Genomic DNA, 14036 nt, shown 5'->3' on the forward strand with positions numbered 1-14036 from the left:
TCCCGATGAAAAGGTTCCTCCGTCGCGTACCCTCCACACCGCAGACAGGAGCTTCTGCCATGAGATCTCTCGGGCTCGCCGGAAAGGCGTCCGCCGCTGTCGCCCTCGCCTTCGCAGCCACCCTGCTGATGCCGACCACGCCGGCCGCCGCCTCGGACTGGGACCGGAGCTGCTACCACATCAAGGCGCCCTACAAGGGCATCAGCGAGGTCATCGGCGGGGCCAGCAAGGCCCGCAGCAGCTGCGAAGACGCCACGATCTCTCTCCAGCGCCACCGCTGGTACGGCTGGCAGGAGGTGGACTGGACCCCGCTCTACAGCGGCTCGCCGATCGCGTGGTGGACCTGCACGGGCTCCGGCACCTACACCTACAAGACGGTCGTGGCCGTCGACTCCAACCTCGGCATCTACGAGAGCGCGGAGCGCCGCATCACCTGCTGAGGCCGGACCGGCGGGGCCGGGTGGACCGGCGAGACGGCCGGCAGCGGTGCGTGCGCCAGTCCCTCGCCCCCAGCAACCCCCGGCCCACCGGAAGCGGTCGCCCGTGGACGGCGGCGCTGGACCTCGTCATCGCGGCGTCGTACCAGCGCCACCGGCCCGGCGAACTGCCACGGTCAGTCGGAGAACGGCTCGATGCCCTTCAGGTCCTCCACGTGGCCGACCGACGCGGAGCCGGGGTCAATTCGGAGCGACGGCCCTCGTGCGGATGCTCAAGAGGCAGCCGTTGAACAGCGATCGAAGCCCCCACTGCGGACCGCCGCGACGAAGTGCCCCCACTGCGGCGCGGGAAGCGTCAGTGCCTGGCCTCCTGGCCCTGCCTTGGTGTCCCGCACCGTGACGACCCCACCGTGCGCCGGAACGGCGACCTCGACGCACTCGCCCCCATCGCCGTTGCTGTAGCTACTCTTCCGCCAAGCTGCGTTCAAGTCATACCGGTCGTCTGCCACTTCGATAGTCCTCTGCAGCTGCTTCGATCAGTGCCAGGGACGCGTCTGGCGGAAGTGCTGCGGCCCTCAAGCGATCGTATGCCTTCTGGTACTGCCTCACTGATCCGGGATCTTCCATGGCGTGACCATGGTATGGCCCCTCGGCGTAGACGAGTGGCGGTGCATCAGCGAACTCCAACGATGTCAGAGTGACGGTCATCAGTGCTCGAGTCGCGGCATTCCACTGCAGGACCTGTGGAACGATGCGTCGTCGCTTTGCCAATCCGCAAACGTGGTCGAGTTGCAGGGCCATCGCTTCCGGCTCCAGCAGTGGCTCAGACAGCACGACTTCGTGCATGATCACCCAGTACTCCGGTGTCTTAGGGTTCTCAAAGAGCTCGGCCCTGGCTTGCCGGGCTCGCACCTTCTCGTCCACCTCTTCCGGTAGATCCTGAGGGTGCGTGGAGCGAATGACCGCCCGCATGTATGCCTCGGTCTGCAGCAAGCCCGGGACGAGAGTAGGGCTCCACTGATCGATGGAGAGAGCACTGCCTTCGGTTTCCAACACCCGCTCGAAGTATGGGGCGTGCCCCCTGCGCCGGGCGTTCCGCACATCCTCGCAGCGGCGGCTGAAGAAGCCGTCGGTCTTCAGGACCTTGTCCACGTGCGCGGCGAGGTCCGGCGGCATGCGCCGCTCGCCGCGTTCGATCTCGCTCAGGTGGCTGTGGCCGTAGAAGCTGCCCTCCACCAGTTGGGGCTGGGTCAGTCCGGCCTGCTCGCGCTTCCAGCGGAGCTCCTTGCCGTAGAAGGTGGGCACGCCCGCCGAGCCGTCGATGTCCTTGGGTCCTGGCACGGTTCACCGCCGAGAGAGTGCTGGCTGTTTTCGCTCGCTGGGGAGCCATTCCCGGGGGGTCCGCAATTGGTCGTAGCTGATGGGCAGTTCGCTTGCGGAAGCCCGATCGGCCGCAACGTTACCCGCCCTCCGGCTATTGTGTGGGGTGTCAGTCACACACTGCTCAAGGAAGGTGCGACACATGAACGAGTGTGCGTACGGGCGATCGAAAAACGGCGACGAAGGTGAGGCATGCATTGCGGAACTGGGCGCGGCGCTGCGCGCGCACGGGCTCACGCTGCCGTCCCTCGGCGTCGATCCCGTGACGTATGCCGGACGGCAGCCCCGCCCGCTCGTCTCGCTCGGCAACTGCAACGTCGAGACCGCCCGTGCTCTCGCGGCGGTGCTGCGTGCCGCGGCGGGGGAGAGGCAGGCGGGAGGGTGAGGACCCGGACGTGGCGGATCGCCGAGGCGCCGCAGCGTCCCGCGCTCTCGCTCGCGCTGCTGGCGCGGGCCGCGGACGTCGGCGCGGTACGGCACCAGGTGGCCGGGCACTGTGCGCAGTGGGGTGCCCGCAGAGCGGCGGACGCGGTGGCGCTCTGCGTCAGTGAACTGCTCACGAACGTGGTCGTGCACGTGGGGGAGGGGGTTCCGGTGACCGTGCGGATCACATGGTGCGGCGGTGAGCGGGTGCGGCTCGCGGTGACCGACCCGGACCCGCGGCCGCTCCCGCTGCTGCTGGCCGCCGCGCCGGAGGCCGAGTCCGGCAGAGGGGTCGCGCTGGTCGACTCGCTCGCGCTGCGCTGGGGCGTGGAGCAGGGCGCCTACGCGAAGACGGTCTGGTGTGAGCTGGCCTGCGAGAACGAGGACCGACGGGGAGAGTAGACAGTGTCTACCAATGCCTGGTAGACACTGTCTATGGATGAACCGAACACGGACGCCGGGCTGCGCGGGCGGCTGGTCCGCGCAGGGGTCGAACTGGTCGCGGCGGAGGGAGCCCGGGGGGTATCGCTCCGGGAGATCGCCCGGCATGCGGGGGTCTCCCACGGGGCGCCCCGCCGGTACTTCCCGACGCATCTCGCGCTGCTGTCGGCCATCGCCCGGGAGGGGTTCGGCCAACTGGCGGCCGAGGCGGGGGAGGTGCTGGCCGACCGGCCGCAGGAGACTCCGCGTGCCCAGCTCGCCGCGCTGGCCCGCAGCTATCTGGCCTTCGCCCGGGACCACCGGGGCATGTACGAGCTGATGTTCCGGCACGACCTGCTGGAGAGCGGTGAGCTGGGGCTGCGGGAGGTCAGCCTGCCGCTCTTCGAGGTGCTGGTGGACCTCGTCGCGCGTGCGGGCCGGGAGGGCGGGGACGGCCCGGTGGCCGACCCGCGGGCCCGGGCCGGCGCGCTGTGGGCGAACCTGCACGGGATCGCCCAACTGAGCGCCTGGCGCAGCCTCCCGCTCGCCACCGCGGCCGGGCAGGACGAGGTGCTGGACGCGACCCTGGACGCCCACCTCGGCCCGGTGGGCGGGTGAGCGCGCAGTCGGACCGCCGGGTGCGGGCGCTGACCTTCTTCGGCAGCGTCACGGGGGCGGCCGTGGTGGCGCTGGACGGCACGGTCCTCACCGTCGCCCAGCCCCGGCTGCAGCAGGAGCTGGGCGCCACGTTCGCGCAGGTGCAGTGGACGAGCACCGGATATCTGATCGCCGTCGCGAGTCTGCTGGTCTTCGCCGGGCGGCTCGGCGACCGGTACGGGCATCAGCGCCTGTTCGCGCTGGGGATGCTCGGCTTCGGGGCCGCCTCGGCGGGGATCGGGCTGTGCGGAAGCATCGGCTGGGTCGTCGCGCTGCGGGTCGTCCAGGGTGTCTTCGGCGCACTGCTGCAACCCGCCACGCTCGGCATGCTGCGCGCCGCGTTCCCGCCGGAACGCCTCGCGACGCCGATCGCGGTCCGCACCAGCGCGATCGGGCTGGCGGCCGCGTGCGGGCCGGTGCTCGGCGGGCTGCTCGTCGCGGGACCGGGCTGGCGTGCGGTGTTCCTGCTCAACGTCCCCGCGGCGGCGGTGGGCCCGCTGGTGCTGCTGGCCGGCCGCCGGGACCGGCCCGAACCGGCTCCGCGCGAAGCCCTCGACCTTCCGGGCGCCTGCCTGCTGGGCGGCGCGCTGCTGGGCCTGGTGCACACGCTGGTCGTCACCACCCAGGACGGCTGGACGGCGGTGGACGCGTGCCTGGCCGTCGGTGGCGCGGCCGCAGCGGTCGCCTTCATCCGGCACGAACGCCGTGCAACCCACCCCCTGGTGCCCGCCGGACTGCTGCGTGCGCCCGGGATCGCTCCCGCGCTGGCGCTGCTGGTGGTCTCCTCTGCCGCGCTGTTCGGGACGCTGTTCGTGGGAACCTTCTTCCTCCAGGACGTCCTCGGTCTCGACCCCTTCGTCTGCGGACTGCGCACGCTGCCGCTCGCCGCCACGATGGTGCTCGGCGCGCCGCTGTGCGCCGTGCTGCTGCGGCGGTGCGGTCCGCGCCGCACGGCGGGGGCGGGCGCCGCGTCGCTGGCGGCCGGGGTGTGGCTGCTGTCCCGGCTGGGTGCGGACGCCGGGGCCGGTGCGGTCGGCGTCGCGTTCTTCGCGCTGGGCGCGGGGTTCGCCGCGGTGCTGGTGACGGCCACGTCCGTGGTCGTGGGGCGGGCTCCGGCCGAACAGGCCGGGGTGGCGGGCGGGGTGAAGCAGACGGCGATGAACGTGGGGCCGACGGCGGGAGTGGCGCTGGCGACGACGCTGCTGGCCCTCTGGACGCCCGCGCGGGGGGCCGGGGGCGGTGCCGGGTTCCTGGCGGCGATGGGTCCGACGCTGACCGTGCTGGCGCTCCTGGCGGCCACCGGTCTGCTGTTGGCCGTCCGGCTCGGCCCCGACCGGGGAATTCGTGGTTACCGACGAGTTGACAGTGTTTCTCACCGCGCCCACTCTTAGCTGCGCCGTGTACATGTCACCTTCACCCGTAGGGGGTGGTGTCTGTGCCAGACACACACGAGGAGAGACGCATGCGAACTCAGGGGACCGGCACCGGCGTCAGCAGGCGGAGGGTGCTCGCGGGAGCCGGCGGGGTGGGCGCGGCTGCCGTACTGGGCGGCGTGTCGGTGCCGCAGGCGCTCGCCGCCGGGGTCGACAAGCTGCCGATACCCGACAAGGCCGAGCTGACCGTGCTGCTCACCGGCGACGCGGGCACCGGCGGGGACGGCCAGTGGCAGGTCGCCGACGCCGCCCGCACAGTGTGCGCACGCCGCGGGGTGGACCTGGCGATCGGACTCGGCGACAACATCTACGAGAACGGCCCCGAGAGCGACACGGACGACGAGTTCCAGTCCAAGTTCGAACGGCCCAACGCCGGCATCGACGTGCCCTGGCTGATGGTGCTCGGCAACCACGACACCAGCGGCATCATCCCCGGCAGCGGCGGCTGGCCCTCGCGCGGCGACCACGAGGTCGCCTACCACGCGCACTCGGCCCGCTGGTACATGCCCGGCCGCTACTACTCGGTCGCCGTGCCCGGCGGTGCCGACGAGCCGGTGGCGGAGTTCTTCGCGATCGACACCACCCCGCTGGCCTCCTACGTGCTGCAGACCGACCCCGAGTACTACTGGAACGGTCCCTTCGCGCGCGAACAGCGCGCCTGGCTGAAGCAGTCGCTGGCCGCCTCCCGGGCCCGCTGGAAGTTCGTCTTCGCGCACCACCCGCTGCGCAACAACGGCACGCACCGCAACGCCGGGGAGTACGAGGGCATCTCCTGCGGCGACTACCTCAGCGGCAAACACGTCAAGGAGCTGTACGAGGACGTCGTGGCCGGGAAGGCGGAGTTCCTGCTCGGCGGGCACGACCACACTCTGCAGATCCTGGACACGGCGGCGCGGTACCAGGGCACCCAGCAGATCGTCTGCGGCGCCGCGGCCAAGACCAAGGGCAGGGCGGACGAGCCGAGCAACAAGGCGTTCTGGGAGGCGTACGACACCCTCGGCTTCATGCTGCTGACCATCAACGCGCAGCAGGTCGTGGTGGACGCCTACACCCTCGAACCGGGCACGGGCGAGCCCGTCCACGCCTACCGGCACACCCGCACCGACCGGCTGCCCGCCGGGACCGGCGGCCGCGCGGGCGCGGTCGGCTGAGCGGGGACACGGCGGCCGGCCGGCTGACCGGCGACACGGCGGGGGTCGGCCGGGAAGGTCATCGCACCAGCTGCGCCACCCGCTCGCCCGCGGAGACTTGGGTGGGGAAGCCCGGTGCCCTCCAGGGCGATTCACGGACGGTGATCAACTGCCCTTAGATTGTCCGGATGGCAGACGGAACGCGGCCGGTGGCCGCTGCGCGGACAGCGCCCGAGTCCCCGACAGCCCCCGGCCGGACGGGGCTCGCCCGCTCGTCGCTGCTGATGGCGGCGGGCACCGTCGTCTCGCGGGCCACCGGACTCATCCGGCAGGTGCTGCAGGCAGCGGCGCTCGGCACCGGACTGTTGGCCAGCACGTACAACACGGCCAACACCGTGCCCACCAGCCTCTACACCCTGCTGATCGGCGGGGCCCTCAACGCCGTACTCGTGCCGCAACTCGTGCGGGCGCGCGCCACGCACGCCGACGGCGGCAGGGCGTACGAGCAGCGCCTGGTGACCCTCGTGGTCACCGTGCTCGCACTCGGCACGGCACTCGCCGTGTGGGCGGCGCCGCAGATCGTGGGCCTCTACATGCGGGACACCCCCGCACAGCACGAGGCGTTCGAGCTGACCGTCGTGTTCGCCCGCTTCCTGCTGCCGCAGATCTTCTTCTACGGGCTGTTCGCGATCCTCGGCCAGGTCCTCAACGCGCGCGAGAAGTTCGGCGCGATGATGTGGACCCCGATCCTGAACAACGTCGTCCTCATCGCCATGTTCGGCGTCTACCTGGGCATGATGACGGTCCCCGACCGGGTCGCGGACATCACCGGCACCCAGGTGCGGCTGCTGGGCCTGGGCACCACCGGGGGGATCGCCCTGCAGGCCCTCGCGTTGGTCCCGTTCGTGCGCGCCGCCGGATTCCGCTTCCGGCCGCGCTTCGACTGGCGCGGCACCGGGCTGGGCCGCAGCGCGCACGCCGCCAAGTGGACACTGCTGTTCGTGCTGGCCAACCAGGTCGCGCTCACCGTCGTCACCAACTACGCCAACGCCGCCGACCAGGCGCTTCCCGACGCGGGCGCCGGATACTCCGCCTACACCTACGCGCAGACGATCTGGATGCTGCCGCAGTCCATCGTGACCGTCTCGCTGGTGACAGCGCTGCTGCCCCGGATGAGCCGCGCGGTGGCCGAGGGGCGGCACGCGGACCTGCGCGCCGATCTGGCCCGCGGGCTCCGGCTCACCGGCGCCGCCATCGTCCCCACCGCCTTCCTCTTCCTCGCCCTCGGCCCGCAGATCGCCGCGCTGCTGTTCGCACACGGCGCCGCGGACGCCGAATCGGCCCGGCCCCTGGGGCAGATGCTCCAGGCGTTCGGACTCGGCCTGATCCCCTTCTCCGCGCAGTATCTGCTGCTGCGCGGCTTCTACGCCTTCGAGGACACCCGCACCCCCTTCTGGACGGCGGCGTTCATCGCGGCCGTGAACATCGCCCTGGCCACCGGCTGCCATCTGCTGCTGCCGCCCCGCTGGGCGGTGACCGGCATGGCCGCCGGGTACGCACTGGCCTACGCCGCCGGACTGCTGCTCACGCTCCGGCTGCTGCGCCGCAGACTGTCCGGCCCGCTCGACGCCTCGAGAGGACTGGCGCGGGCGTACGGAAAGGTGGCCCTCGCGTCGGCCGTGGCCGCGGGGCTCGGCTGGGCGGCGGCGGACGCGGTGCGGCGCACCCTCGGCGGGGGCACGCTGCCCGCGGCGCTGTCGCTGGCGGCCGGCGTCCTCGCGCTGGCCGTCGGCTACGCCGTGCTGGGGCGGCTGCTGGGGGTGCCGGAGCTGCGGACCCTGCCGGGCCGCTCCCGCCGGACCCGGTGACCGTACGGTGGTGCCGACAGGGCCGGAGAGGCGCCGAGTTGTGGGACCGGAAGGGCCGAGATGACCGCAGAACTTCCCCTCGCCGTGCTGGGCGAGTGCGTCGCCGACGCGTTCGTGACCGAGCCGCGCAGCTCCGGGGGCGCCGCCCCGGCGCCGCTCGCGCTGGACGTCTTCCCCGGCGGCGGGCCCGCCAACACGGCCGTGGCGCTGGCCCGGTTGGGCACCCCGACCCGGTTCCTGGGGCGGCTCTCGCACGACGTCTTCGGACGGCTGTTCGCCTCCCGGCTTGCGGAGTCCGGCGTCGACCTGGGCCACGCGGTCCGTGCGGCGTCCGAACCCAGCACCCTGGCCGTGGCGGATCTGGCCGAGGACGGCAGCGCCGACTACTCCTTCCACGCGCAGCGGACAGCCGACTGGCAGTGGACCGACGCCGAACTCACCGCCGCCACCGCCGATCCCGTCGCCTGTCTGCACACCGGCTCACTCGCGCTGGTCCGGCAGCCCGGCGCGGCGGCCGTCGAACGGCTGCTGGCGGACATCCGCGAGCGGGCCACCGTCTCCGTCGATCCCAACGTCCGGCCGCTGCTCGTCGAGCCCGCCGACTACCGTGCGGCGCTGCCCCGCTGGTGCGCGGCGGCCGACATCCTGCGGCTGTCCGACGACGACCTGGCCCACCTGCGGCCCGGCGCCACTCCGGAGGAGGGGGCCGACGCCTTCCACGCGGACGGCGTGCCGCTGGTCGTGGTCACCCTCGGCGCCGAGGGCGTGCTGGCCTCGCTGGACGGGATGCGCGTCCGGGTCCCGACCCCGCCCACGCCGGTCGTGGACACGGTCGGTGCGGGTGACTCGTTCATGGCGGGCTTCCTGCACGCCCTGCGGACCGCCGGGGCGCTCGGCGGCAGACTGGACGGCCTCACCGGGCAGCAGGTCACCGAGGCGCTGGAGTTCGGCGTCCGGGTGGCCGCCGCGGTCGTCTCGGTGCGCGGCGCCAACCCGCCCTGGGCGGCCGACCTGGCGGCGGACTGAGTCACAGCACCAGCGGGAGGACGTGGTTCCGGACGGCCGGGGCCAGATTGAGCTCCGGGGAGACCGCCGCGCCGGTCCAGCGAAGCGCGGCGATCTCGGCGGCCGGCACGGGTCGTCCGACCAGGTCGGCCCGGAAGACCACCAGCCGCATCGGCACGCCCTCCAGCGCCGCCGTCGCCCGTACCTCGGTGAGCGGGGTGGCGGACGACGGCGCGACGCCCAGTTCCTCGCGCAGTTCGCGCTCCAGCGCGGCGCGCAGGCTCTCGCCGGGCTCCGGCTTGCCGCCGGGCAGATAGAACAGGTCGGGCGCGGCGTGCTTGCTCACCACGAGCAGCCGCCCCCGCTCGACGACGGCCGCCGCCGCGACGACGAGTTCGGCGGCGGTCTCCCCGACGGCTCCGGTATGCATGGGGCCGATCCTGCCAGTCGCCGCCGGAGACGCCGTCACGGGCAGCGCACCACCTGGCCCGCCCAGGACAGCCCGCCGCCGAAGCCGAGCAGCAGCACGGGCGCGCCCGGCGCGATCTCCCGCCGCTCCACCAGTTTGGCCAGCGCCATCGGTACGGAGGCGGCGGAGGTGTTGCCGGACTCGACCACGTCCTGGGCGACCACCGTGTCCTCGGGCAGGCCGAGCCGGTCCAGCAGGGCCTCGATCAGCCGCAGGTTGGCCTGGTGGGTGACCACCCCCGCCAGGTCGCCGGGCGTCAGCCCGGCCCGTTCGCAGGCGCGGCGGGCCACGGCGGGGAGTTCGGTGGTCACCCAGCGGAAGACCGCCTGCCCCTCCTGGGCGAAGTGCGGCTGCCAGTCGTCCAGCAGCCGCACCATCTCGCCCCGCGTCGGGTCCGAGCCCCATTCGACGGGCCCGATGCCCTCCAGGCCGGCCTCCGCTGCCGCGTCGGCGTCCGTGTGGTCGTCCGTGTGGTCGTCCGGGACGGCGCTGACGACCGCCGCGCCCGCGCCGTCCCCCAGCAGTACGCAGGTGCTGCGGTCCGTCCAGTCGGTGACGTCGGACATCTTCTCCGCACCGATCACCAGCGCGTGCCGGGCGGCGCCCGCGCGCACCGAGTGGCTCGCGGAGGCGAGCGCGGTGCAGAAGCCCGCGCAGCCGTTGTTGAGGTCGTAGGCGACCGCGGAGGGGATCCCCAGGGCGCGGGCGACCTGGGCCGCGTTGCTGGGGCAGCGGTCCCGCGCCGAGCAGGTGGCCAGGACCACCAGGCCGATGTCCTCGGGGGCGAGTCCGGCGGCGGCCAGCGCCTTGCCCGCGGCCGGGGCGGCCAGGTCGGCGACCGTCTCGTCCTCGGCCGCGATGCGCCGGGTGGCGATCCCGGTGCGCCGCCGGATCCAGGCGTCGCTGGTGTCGACCAGGTCCGCCAGGTCGTCGTTGGTCAGGACGCGGTCGGGCTGGTGGTGGCCCATCGCGGCGATGCGGGTTCCCGGCACGGTGCTGTTCTCCTCGTTGCGGCGGAGGGGAGCCGGAGCGCACCTCGGCGGCTGCGCGCGGAGGGCGTCCGGCGCCGGACATCCTCGATGTGCGTCCGGCGCCGGAAATATAGCAACCGATCGATCGGAAGTTAAATGGGGGAGGCCGGATACGATGGAGGCATGAGCCCACGCAAGTCCGCCGCCGAGGCCCGCCGCACGCGGGAGCGGATCATCGAGCGCAGCGTCGCCATCGGCTCCGTCGAGGGGCTGGAGGGGCTGACGATCGGACGGCTCGCCACCGACCTCGGCATGAGCAAGGCGGGCGTACTCGGCCATTTCGGCACCAAGCAGGCGCTGCAACTCGCCGCACTGCACGGTGCCTCCGGGCTCTTCACCCGGCTGGTCTGGGAACCCGTCGCCGACCTGCAGCCCGGCCTGGTCCGGTTGCGCGCCTTCTGCGAGGCGTGGATCCGCTACCTGGAACAGGAACGCACGGCCTTCCCCGGCGGCTGCCTGTTCACCGCCGCCTCCGTCGAGTTCGACACCCGCGGCGGCCCCGTCCACGACACCGTGGCCCGGTTCATGCTGCGCGGGCGGCGGCTCCTCGTGAACGACCTGCGGATCGCCGTCGAGGTGGGAGAACTCGGCCGCGGCGAGGATCCCGAGCAGCTCGCCTTCGAACTGCACGGGCTCTACATGGGACTCAACCAGGAACTCCAGCTCTTCGCCGACGCCACCGCGCCGGCCCGCACCCGCCGGGCCCTGGACCGGATGCTGGGTGCGGCACCCCCGGCGGGCACCGCACCCCGGAACTGAGCGGCTACCCCTCCGGCAGCGCCCGCTCCACCAGCGCCGCCAGATCGGCACCCGAGGGCAGCGTGCCGAAGGCAGCGCCCCAGTCGCCGCCCAGCCGCGAAGCGCAGAACGCGTCCGAGACCGCCGTCGGCGCGAACCGCACCAGCAGCGAGCCCTGCAGCACCAGCGCCATCCGCTCCACCAGCCGCCGGGCCCGGGCCTCGATCCCCTCCAGGTCCGCCAACTGCGCGAACACGTCCTTGACGGCGGCGTCCAGCCGGTGGTCCGCGCCGTGCGCCCGCCCGATCTCGGTCAGGAACGCATCCAGCGACTGCGGCGAGCGCTGCAGCGCGCGCAGCACGTCCAGCGCCTGCACGTTCCCCGAGCCCTCCCAGAGCGAGTTGAGCGGTGCCTCGCGCAGCAGCCGCGGCATCGGCGACTCCTCCACATAGCCGTTCCCGCCCAGGCACTCCAGCGCCTCGCCCGTCAGCGGCACGCACCGCTTGGTCACCCAGTACTTCGCCGTCGGCAGCGCGAGCCGCAGAAACGCGCGGTCGGCCTCCGCCTGCGGGCCCTCGCCCGCCGCGCTGTCGTAGGCCGCGGCCAGCCGCAGCGCCAGCGTGGTGGCCGCCTCCGACTCCAGCGCCATGTCCGCCAGCACATTGCGCATCAGCGGCTGCTCGACCAGCGGCCTGCCGAACGCCGAACGGTGCGCGGTGTGGTGCGTGGCCTGCGCCACCGCCTGCCGCATCAGCGCGGCCGAGCCCGTCACGCAGTCCAGCCGGGTCGCGGCCACCATCTCGATGATGGTGGCCACCCCGCGGCCCTCCTCGCCCACCCGGCGCGCCCAGGTCGTGCCGTCGAACTCGATCTCACCGGAGGCGTTGGAGCGGTTGCCCAGCTTGTCCTTCAGCCGCTGGATGCGCAACGCGTTGCGGGTGCCGTCCGGCAGCACCCGCGGCACCAGGAAGCACGTCAGACCGCCGTCCCCGGCCGCCGGGGCCGTCCGCGCCAGCACCAGGAAGACGTCCGACATCGGCGCCGAGCAGAACCACTTGTGCCCCAGCAGCGTGTACTCGCCCTCACCGGCGAGCGGCACGGCCTCGGTGGTGTTGGCCCGGACGTCGCTGCCGCCCTGCTTCTCGGTCATGCCCATCCCGGCGATCGCCCCGAGCTTGGCGCTCGCCGGCCGGTCCAGGCCGTAGTCGTAGCGGTGCGCGCTCAGCCGCGGCTCCCACTCGGCGGCCAGCTCCGGCTCCTTGCGCAGCGCGGGCACCGCGGCGTGCGTCATCGAGACGGGGCAGCTGTGCCCGGCCTCCACCTGCGACCACACGTAGAAACCCGCCGTGCGGCGGAGCTGCCCGTCGGGCCGCGACCAGGCGTCCGTCAACCCGGCGTCCACCGCCTGCTCCATCAGGTGGTGCCACGCCGGGTGGAACTCCACCTCGTCGATCCGGTGCCCGAACCGGTCGTGGGTGCGCAGCACCGGCGGGTTCTCGTTCGCCTGCCTGCCCCACTCCTGCGCCTGCGCGGAGCCCGCCGCACGGCCCAGTCCGGCCAGCTCGGACCGGGCCTCCTCGGCCTGCTCGGGGGCGATGTGCCGGGCGACGCCCTCGGCCAGCGCGGCGTCGGTCGAGAAGACGTCGTAGTCGGTCAGCGGCGGGGCCTGATTGGTCACGGTGTGTGTCGAGGGTGGCATACAGATACGTTAAAGAGGTGCGTGCAGTCGAGGAAACCCCTGAGCAGACCGCCGGACGGGCCCTGAAGTGGGCTCCCCGCCGGTCCCGCAACCAGTTCCGCAGGGCGCGGGTGAAGTACCGGGACGTCCCCAAGCGGAGGATGGCCTGGCTGCTGCTCAAGGACACCGTCAACTCCTGCATGGAGTACCGCGTCCTGGGGCTGGCCGCCGAGGCGGCGTTCTTCACCCTGATCTCGATCCCCCCGCTGCTGCTCGGCCTGATCGGCTCGCTCGGCTATCTCGACTGGGTGGGCGCCGACACGATCGAGACCATCCGGCAGAACTTCCTGGACGCCTCCGCCACCGTGCTCTCCGACCGGGGCGTCGACCAGCTCGCACGCCCCCTGATCGACGACGTCATCCGGGGCGGCGGACCCGACGTGATCTCCCTCGGCTTCGCCCTGGCCCTGTGGTCCGGCTCCCGCGCGGTGAACGTCTTCATCGACACCATCACCGTGATGTACGGGCTCGACGGACGGCGCGGCATCGTCAAGACCCGGCTGCTGGCCTTCGTGCTGTACCTCGTCGCGCTGGTGATCGGCGCGGTGGCGCTGCCGCTCATGGTGGCCGGGCCGGACGCGGTGCTGCGCCTGGTGCCGCAGGCCCAGTGGCTGGTCAGCGCCTTCTACTGGCCGGTCGTCCTGCTGCTGTCCATCGTCTTCCTCACCACGCTGTACCACGTCTCCGTGCCCGTGCGCTCGCCCTGGCGCGAAGACATCCCCGGCGCTTCGGTGGCGCTCGTGATGTGGGTGCTCGGCAGCTTCCTGCTGCGGCTGTACCTGACCAACACCGTCGAGGGCCCCACGATCTACGGCTCCCTGGCCGCACCCGTCGCGGTGCTGCTGTGGATCGGCGTCTCGGCGTTCGCGGTGCTGGTGGGGGCCGCGGTCAACGCGGCCATCGACCATGTGTGGCCCTCGGTCGCCACCGCGGCGGCACGGCGCGCCAACGAACGCCGCCGCGAGGAGGCCGCGGCCGAGGTCGTCGCCGCCGTCCAGGCCCGGCGCCGCCGCCGCACCGGGGACGAGAGCGACGAGACCGAGGACGACGACCCCTTCGACCTGGACGCACCCGCCGAGTTCCCGGAGCGCTGGACCAAGTTCCTGCCCCCGTCCGACGTCCGCGGCCGGCTGCTGCGCCCCCGCGGGCACGACCGCGAGGACCTCAAGGAACCCGCGGAGTCCGCCCGGCGCGACCCCGGGAGCGGCGGCACCGGCACCTGACCGCCGGGCCGGCCGGGTACCGCCGCGGAGGGCGCGGGCGGCCGCGCGAGCAGCGGCACGCGGGAGGGACGCCGGAGGGAAGCC

At 73.0% G+C, this 14036-nt stretch carries 15 protein-coding genes; 10 read left to right on the forward strand and 5 right to left on the reverse strand.

The genetic code is table 11. The features are described 5' to 3' along the window. Window positions 1–59: 59 nt before the first annotated feature. Window positions 60–440 carry a hypothetical protein gene (locus BMX65_RS10680; RefSeq protein WP_019357378.1) on the forward strand — a complete coding sequence of 127 codons (381 nt, stop codon included), beginning with the start codon at window positions 60–62 and terminating at the stop codon, window positions 438–440. Between the two features lie 269 nt (window positions 441–709). Here the strand turns inward: BMX65_RS10680 and BMX65_RS10685 are convergent, their stop codons facing one another. Continuing rightward, window positions 710–946 carry a DUF397 domain-containing protein gene (locus BMX65_RS10685; RefSeq protein WP_074999970.1) on the reverse strand — a complete coding sequence of 79 codons (237 nt, stop codon included), beginning with the start codon at window positions 944–946 and terminating at the stop codon, window positions 710–712. Further along, the gene (locus tag BMX65_RS10690; RefSeq protein ID WP_074999971.1) at window positions 927–1778 is read right to left on the reverse strand and encodes a helix-turn-helix domain-containing protein; all 852 of its coding nucleotides are present in this window, start codon (window positions 1776–1778) and stop codon (window positions 927–929) included. Before BMX65_RS10690 ends, BMX65_RS10685 begins: the two co-directional genes overlap by 20 nt. A gap of 181 nt (window positions 1779–1959) precedes the next feature. Here BMX65_RS10690 and BMX65_RS10695 point away from each other — a divergent pair, with 181 nt between their 5' ends. From BMX65_RS10695 to BMX65_RS10725, 7 genes are all read left to right on the forward strand, one after another. Next, on the forward strand, window positions 1960–2202 hold the full coding sequence (locus BMX65_RS10695; RefSeq protein WP_177214236.1) for a hypothetical protein: 243 nt from the start codon (window positions 1960–1962) through the stop codon (window positions 2200–2202). After that, window positions 2199–2642 carry an ATP-binding protein gene (locus BMX65_RS10700; RefSeq protein ID WP_239501954.1) on the forward strand — a complete coding sequence of 148 codons (444 nt, stop codon included), beginning with the start codon at window positions 2199–2201 and terminating at the stop codon, window positions 2640–2642. The genes BMX65_RS10695 and BMX65_RS10700 overlap by 4 nt, the downstream gene beginning before the upstream one ends. 33 nt (window positions 2643–2675) lie before the next feature. Beyond that, complete coding sequence (locus BMX65_RS10705; RefSeq protein ID WP_074999972.1) at window positions 2676–3278, forward strand: TetR/AcrR family transcriptional regulator; 603 nt, start codon at window positions 2676–2678, stop codon at window positions 3276–3278. Further along, window positions 3275–4708, forward strand: a complete 1434-nt coding sequence (locus BMX65_RS10710; protein WP_074999973.1) for an MFS transporter — start codon at window positions 3275–3277, stop codon at window positions 4706–4708. The genes BMX65_RS10705 and BMX65_RS10710 overlap by 4 nt, the downstream gene beginning before the upstream one ends. A gap of 71 nt (window positions 4709–4779) precedes the next feature. Then, window positions 4780–5901: a metallophosphoesterase gene (locus BMX65_RS10715; protein WP_074999974.1), complete on the forward strand. Its 1122-nt coding sequence runs from the start codon at window positions 4780–4782 to the stop codon at window positions 5899–5901. A 167-nt stretch (window positions 5902–6068) separates the two neighbouring features. Continuing rightward, a complete protein-coding gene (gene murJ, locus BMX65_RS10720) occupies window positions 6069–7748 on the forward strand; it encodes a murein biosynthesis integral membrane protein MurJ (protein ID WP_074999975.1) in 1680 nt (559 codons plus the stop codon). Window positions 7749–7808: 60 nt separating this feature from the next. Further along, complete coding sequence (locus BMX65_RS10725) at window positions 7809–8774, forward strand: carbohydrate kinase family protein (protein WP_074999976.1); 966 nt, start codon at window positions 7809–7811, stop codon at window positions 8772–8774. Between the two features lies 1 nt (window position 8775). Here BMX65_RS10725 and BMX65_RS10730 read toward each other — a convergent pair whose 3' ends face one another. Both BMX65_RS10730 and BMX65_RS10735 read right to left on the reverse strand, forming a co-directional pair. After that, entirely contained in the window at window positions 8776–9183 is a 408-nt protein-coding gene (locus BMX65_RS10730; RefSeq protein WP_074999977.1) for an NUDIX hydrolase, read from the reverse strand. A gap of 35 nt (window positions 9184–9218) precedes the next feature. Beyond that, entirely contained in the window at window positions 9219–10214 is a 996-nt protein-coding gene (locus BMX65_RS10735) for a beta-ketoacyl-ACP synthase III (RefSeq protein ID WP_074999978.1), read from the reverse strand. Between the two features lie 162 nt (window positions 10215–10376). Between BMX65_RS10735 and BMX65_RS10740 the strand changes: the two genes are divergently transcribed. Further along, window positions 10377–11012, forward strand: a complete 636-nt coding sequence (locus BMX65_RS10740; RefSeq protein WP_074999979.1) for a TetR/AcrR family transcriptional regulator — start codon at window positions 10377–10379, stop codon at window positions 11010–11012. A 4-nt stretch (window positions 11013–11016) separates the two neighbouring features. Here BMX65_RS10740 and BMX65_RS10745 read toward each other — a convergent pair whose 3' ends face one another. Next, entirely contained in the window at window positions 11017–12690 is a 1674-nt protein-coding gene (locus tag BMX65_RS10745) for an acyl-CoA dehydrogenase family protein (protein WP_074999980.1), read from the reverse strand. 17 nt (window positions 12691–12707) lie between these two features. Here BMX65_RS10745 and BMX65_RS10750 point away from each other — a divergent pair, with 17 nt between their 5' ends. Then, the gene (locus BMX65_RS10750; protein WP_107437455.1) at window positions 12708–13952 is read left to right on the forward strand and encodes a YihY/virulence factor BrkB family protein; all 1245 of its coding nucleotides are present in this window, start codon (window positions 12708–12710) and stop codon (window positions 13950–13952) included. Window positions 13953–14036 lie beyond the last annotated feature (84 nt).

The sequence above is a fragment of the Streptomyces qinglanensis genome, assembly GCF_900111245.1.
Classification (GTDB): Bacteria; Actinomycetota; Actinomycetes; order Streptomycetales; family Streptomycetaceae; genus Streptomyces; species Streptomyces qinglanensis.

Bases quoted from the DNA above. Each gene is read 5' to 3' on its own strand.
- BMX65_RS10745 (WP_074999980.1), bottom strand. From the start codon at position 12,690: ATGCCACCCTCGACACACACCGTGACCAATCAGGCCCCGCCGCTGACC.
- BMX65_RS10715 (WP_074999974.1), top strand. From the start codon at position 4,780: ATGCGAACTCAGGGGACCGGCACCGGCGTCAGCAGGCGGAGGGTGCTC.
- BMX65_RS10695 (WP_177214236.1), top strand. From the start codon at position 1,960: ATGAACGAGTGTGCGTACGGGCGATCGAAAAACGGCGACGAAGGTGAG.
- BMX65_RS10740 (WP_074999979.1), top strand. From the start codon at position 10,377: ATGAGCCCACGCAAGTCCGCCGCCGAGGCCCGCCGCACGCGGGAGCGG.
- BMX65_RS10705 (WP_074999972.1), top strand. From the start codon at position 2,676: ATGGATGAACCGAACACGGACGCCGGGCTGCGCGGGCGGCTGGTCCGC.
- BMX65_RS10680 (WP_019357378.1), top strand. From the start codon at position 60: ATGAGATCTCTCGGGCTCGCCGGAAAGGCGTCCGCCGCTGTCGCCCTC.
- BMX65_RS10725 (WP_074999976.1), top strand. From the start codon at position 7,809: ATGACCGCAGAACTTCCCCTCGCCGTGCTGGGCGAGTGCGTCGCCGAC.
- BMX65_RS10730 (WP_074999977.1), bottom strand. From the start codon at position 9,183: ATGCATACCGGAGCCGTCGGGGAGACCGCCGCCGAACTCGTCGTCGCG.
- murJ (WP_074999975.1), top strand. From the start codon at position 6,069: ATGGCAGACGGAACGCGGCCGGTGGCCGCTGCGCGGACAGCGCCCGAG.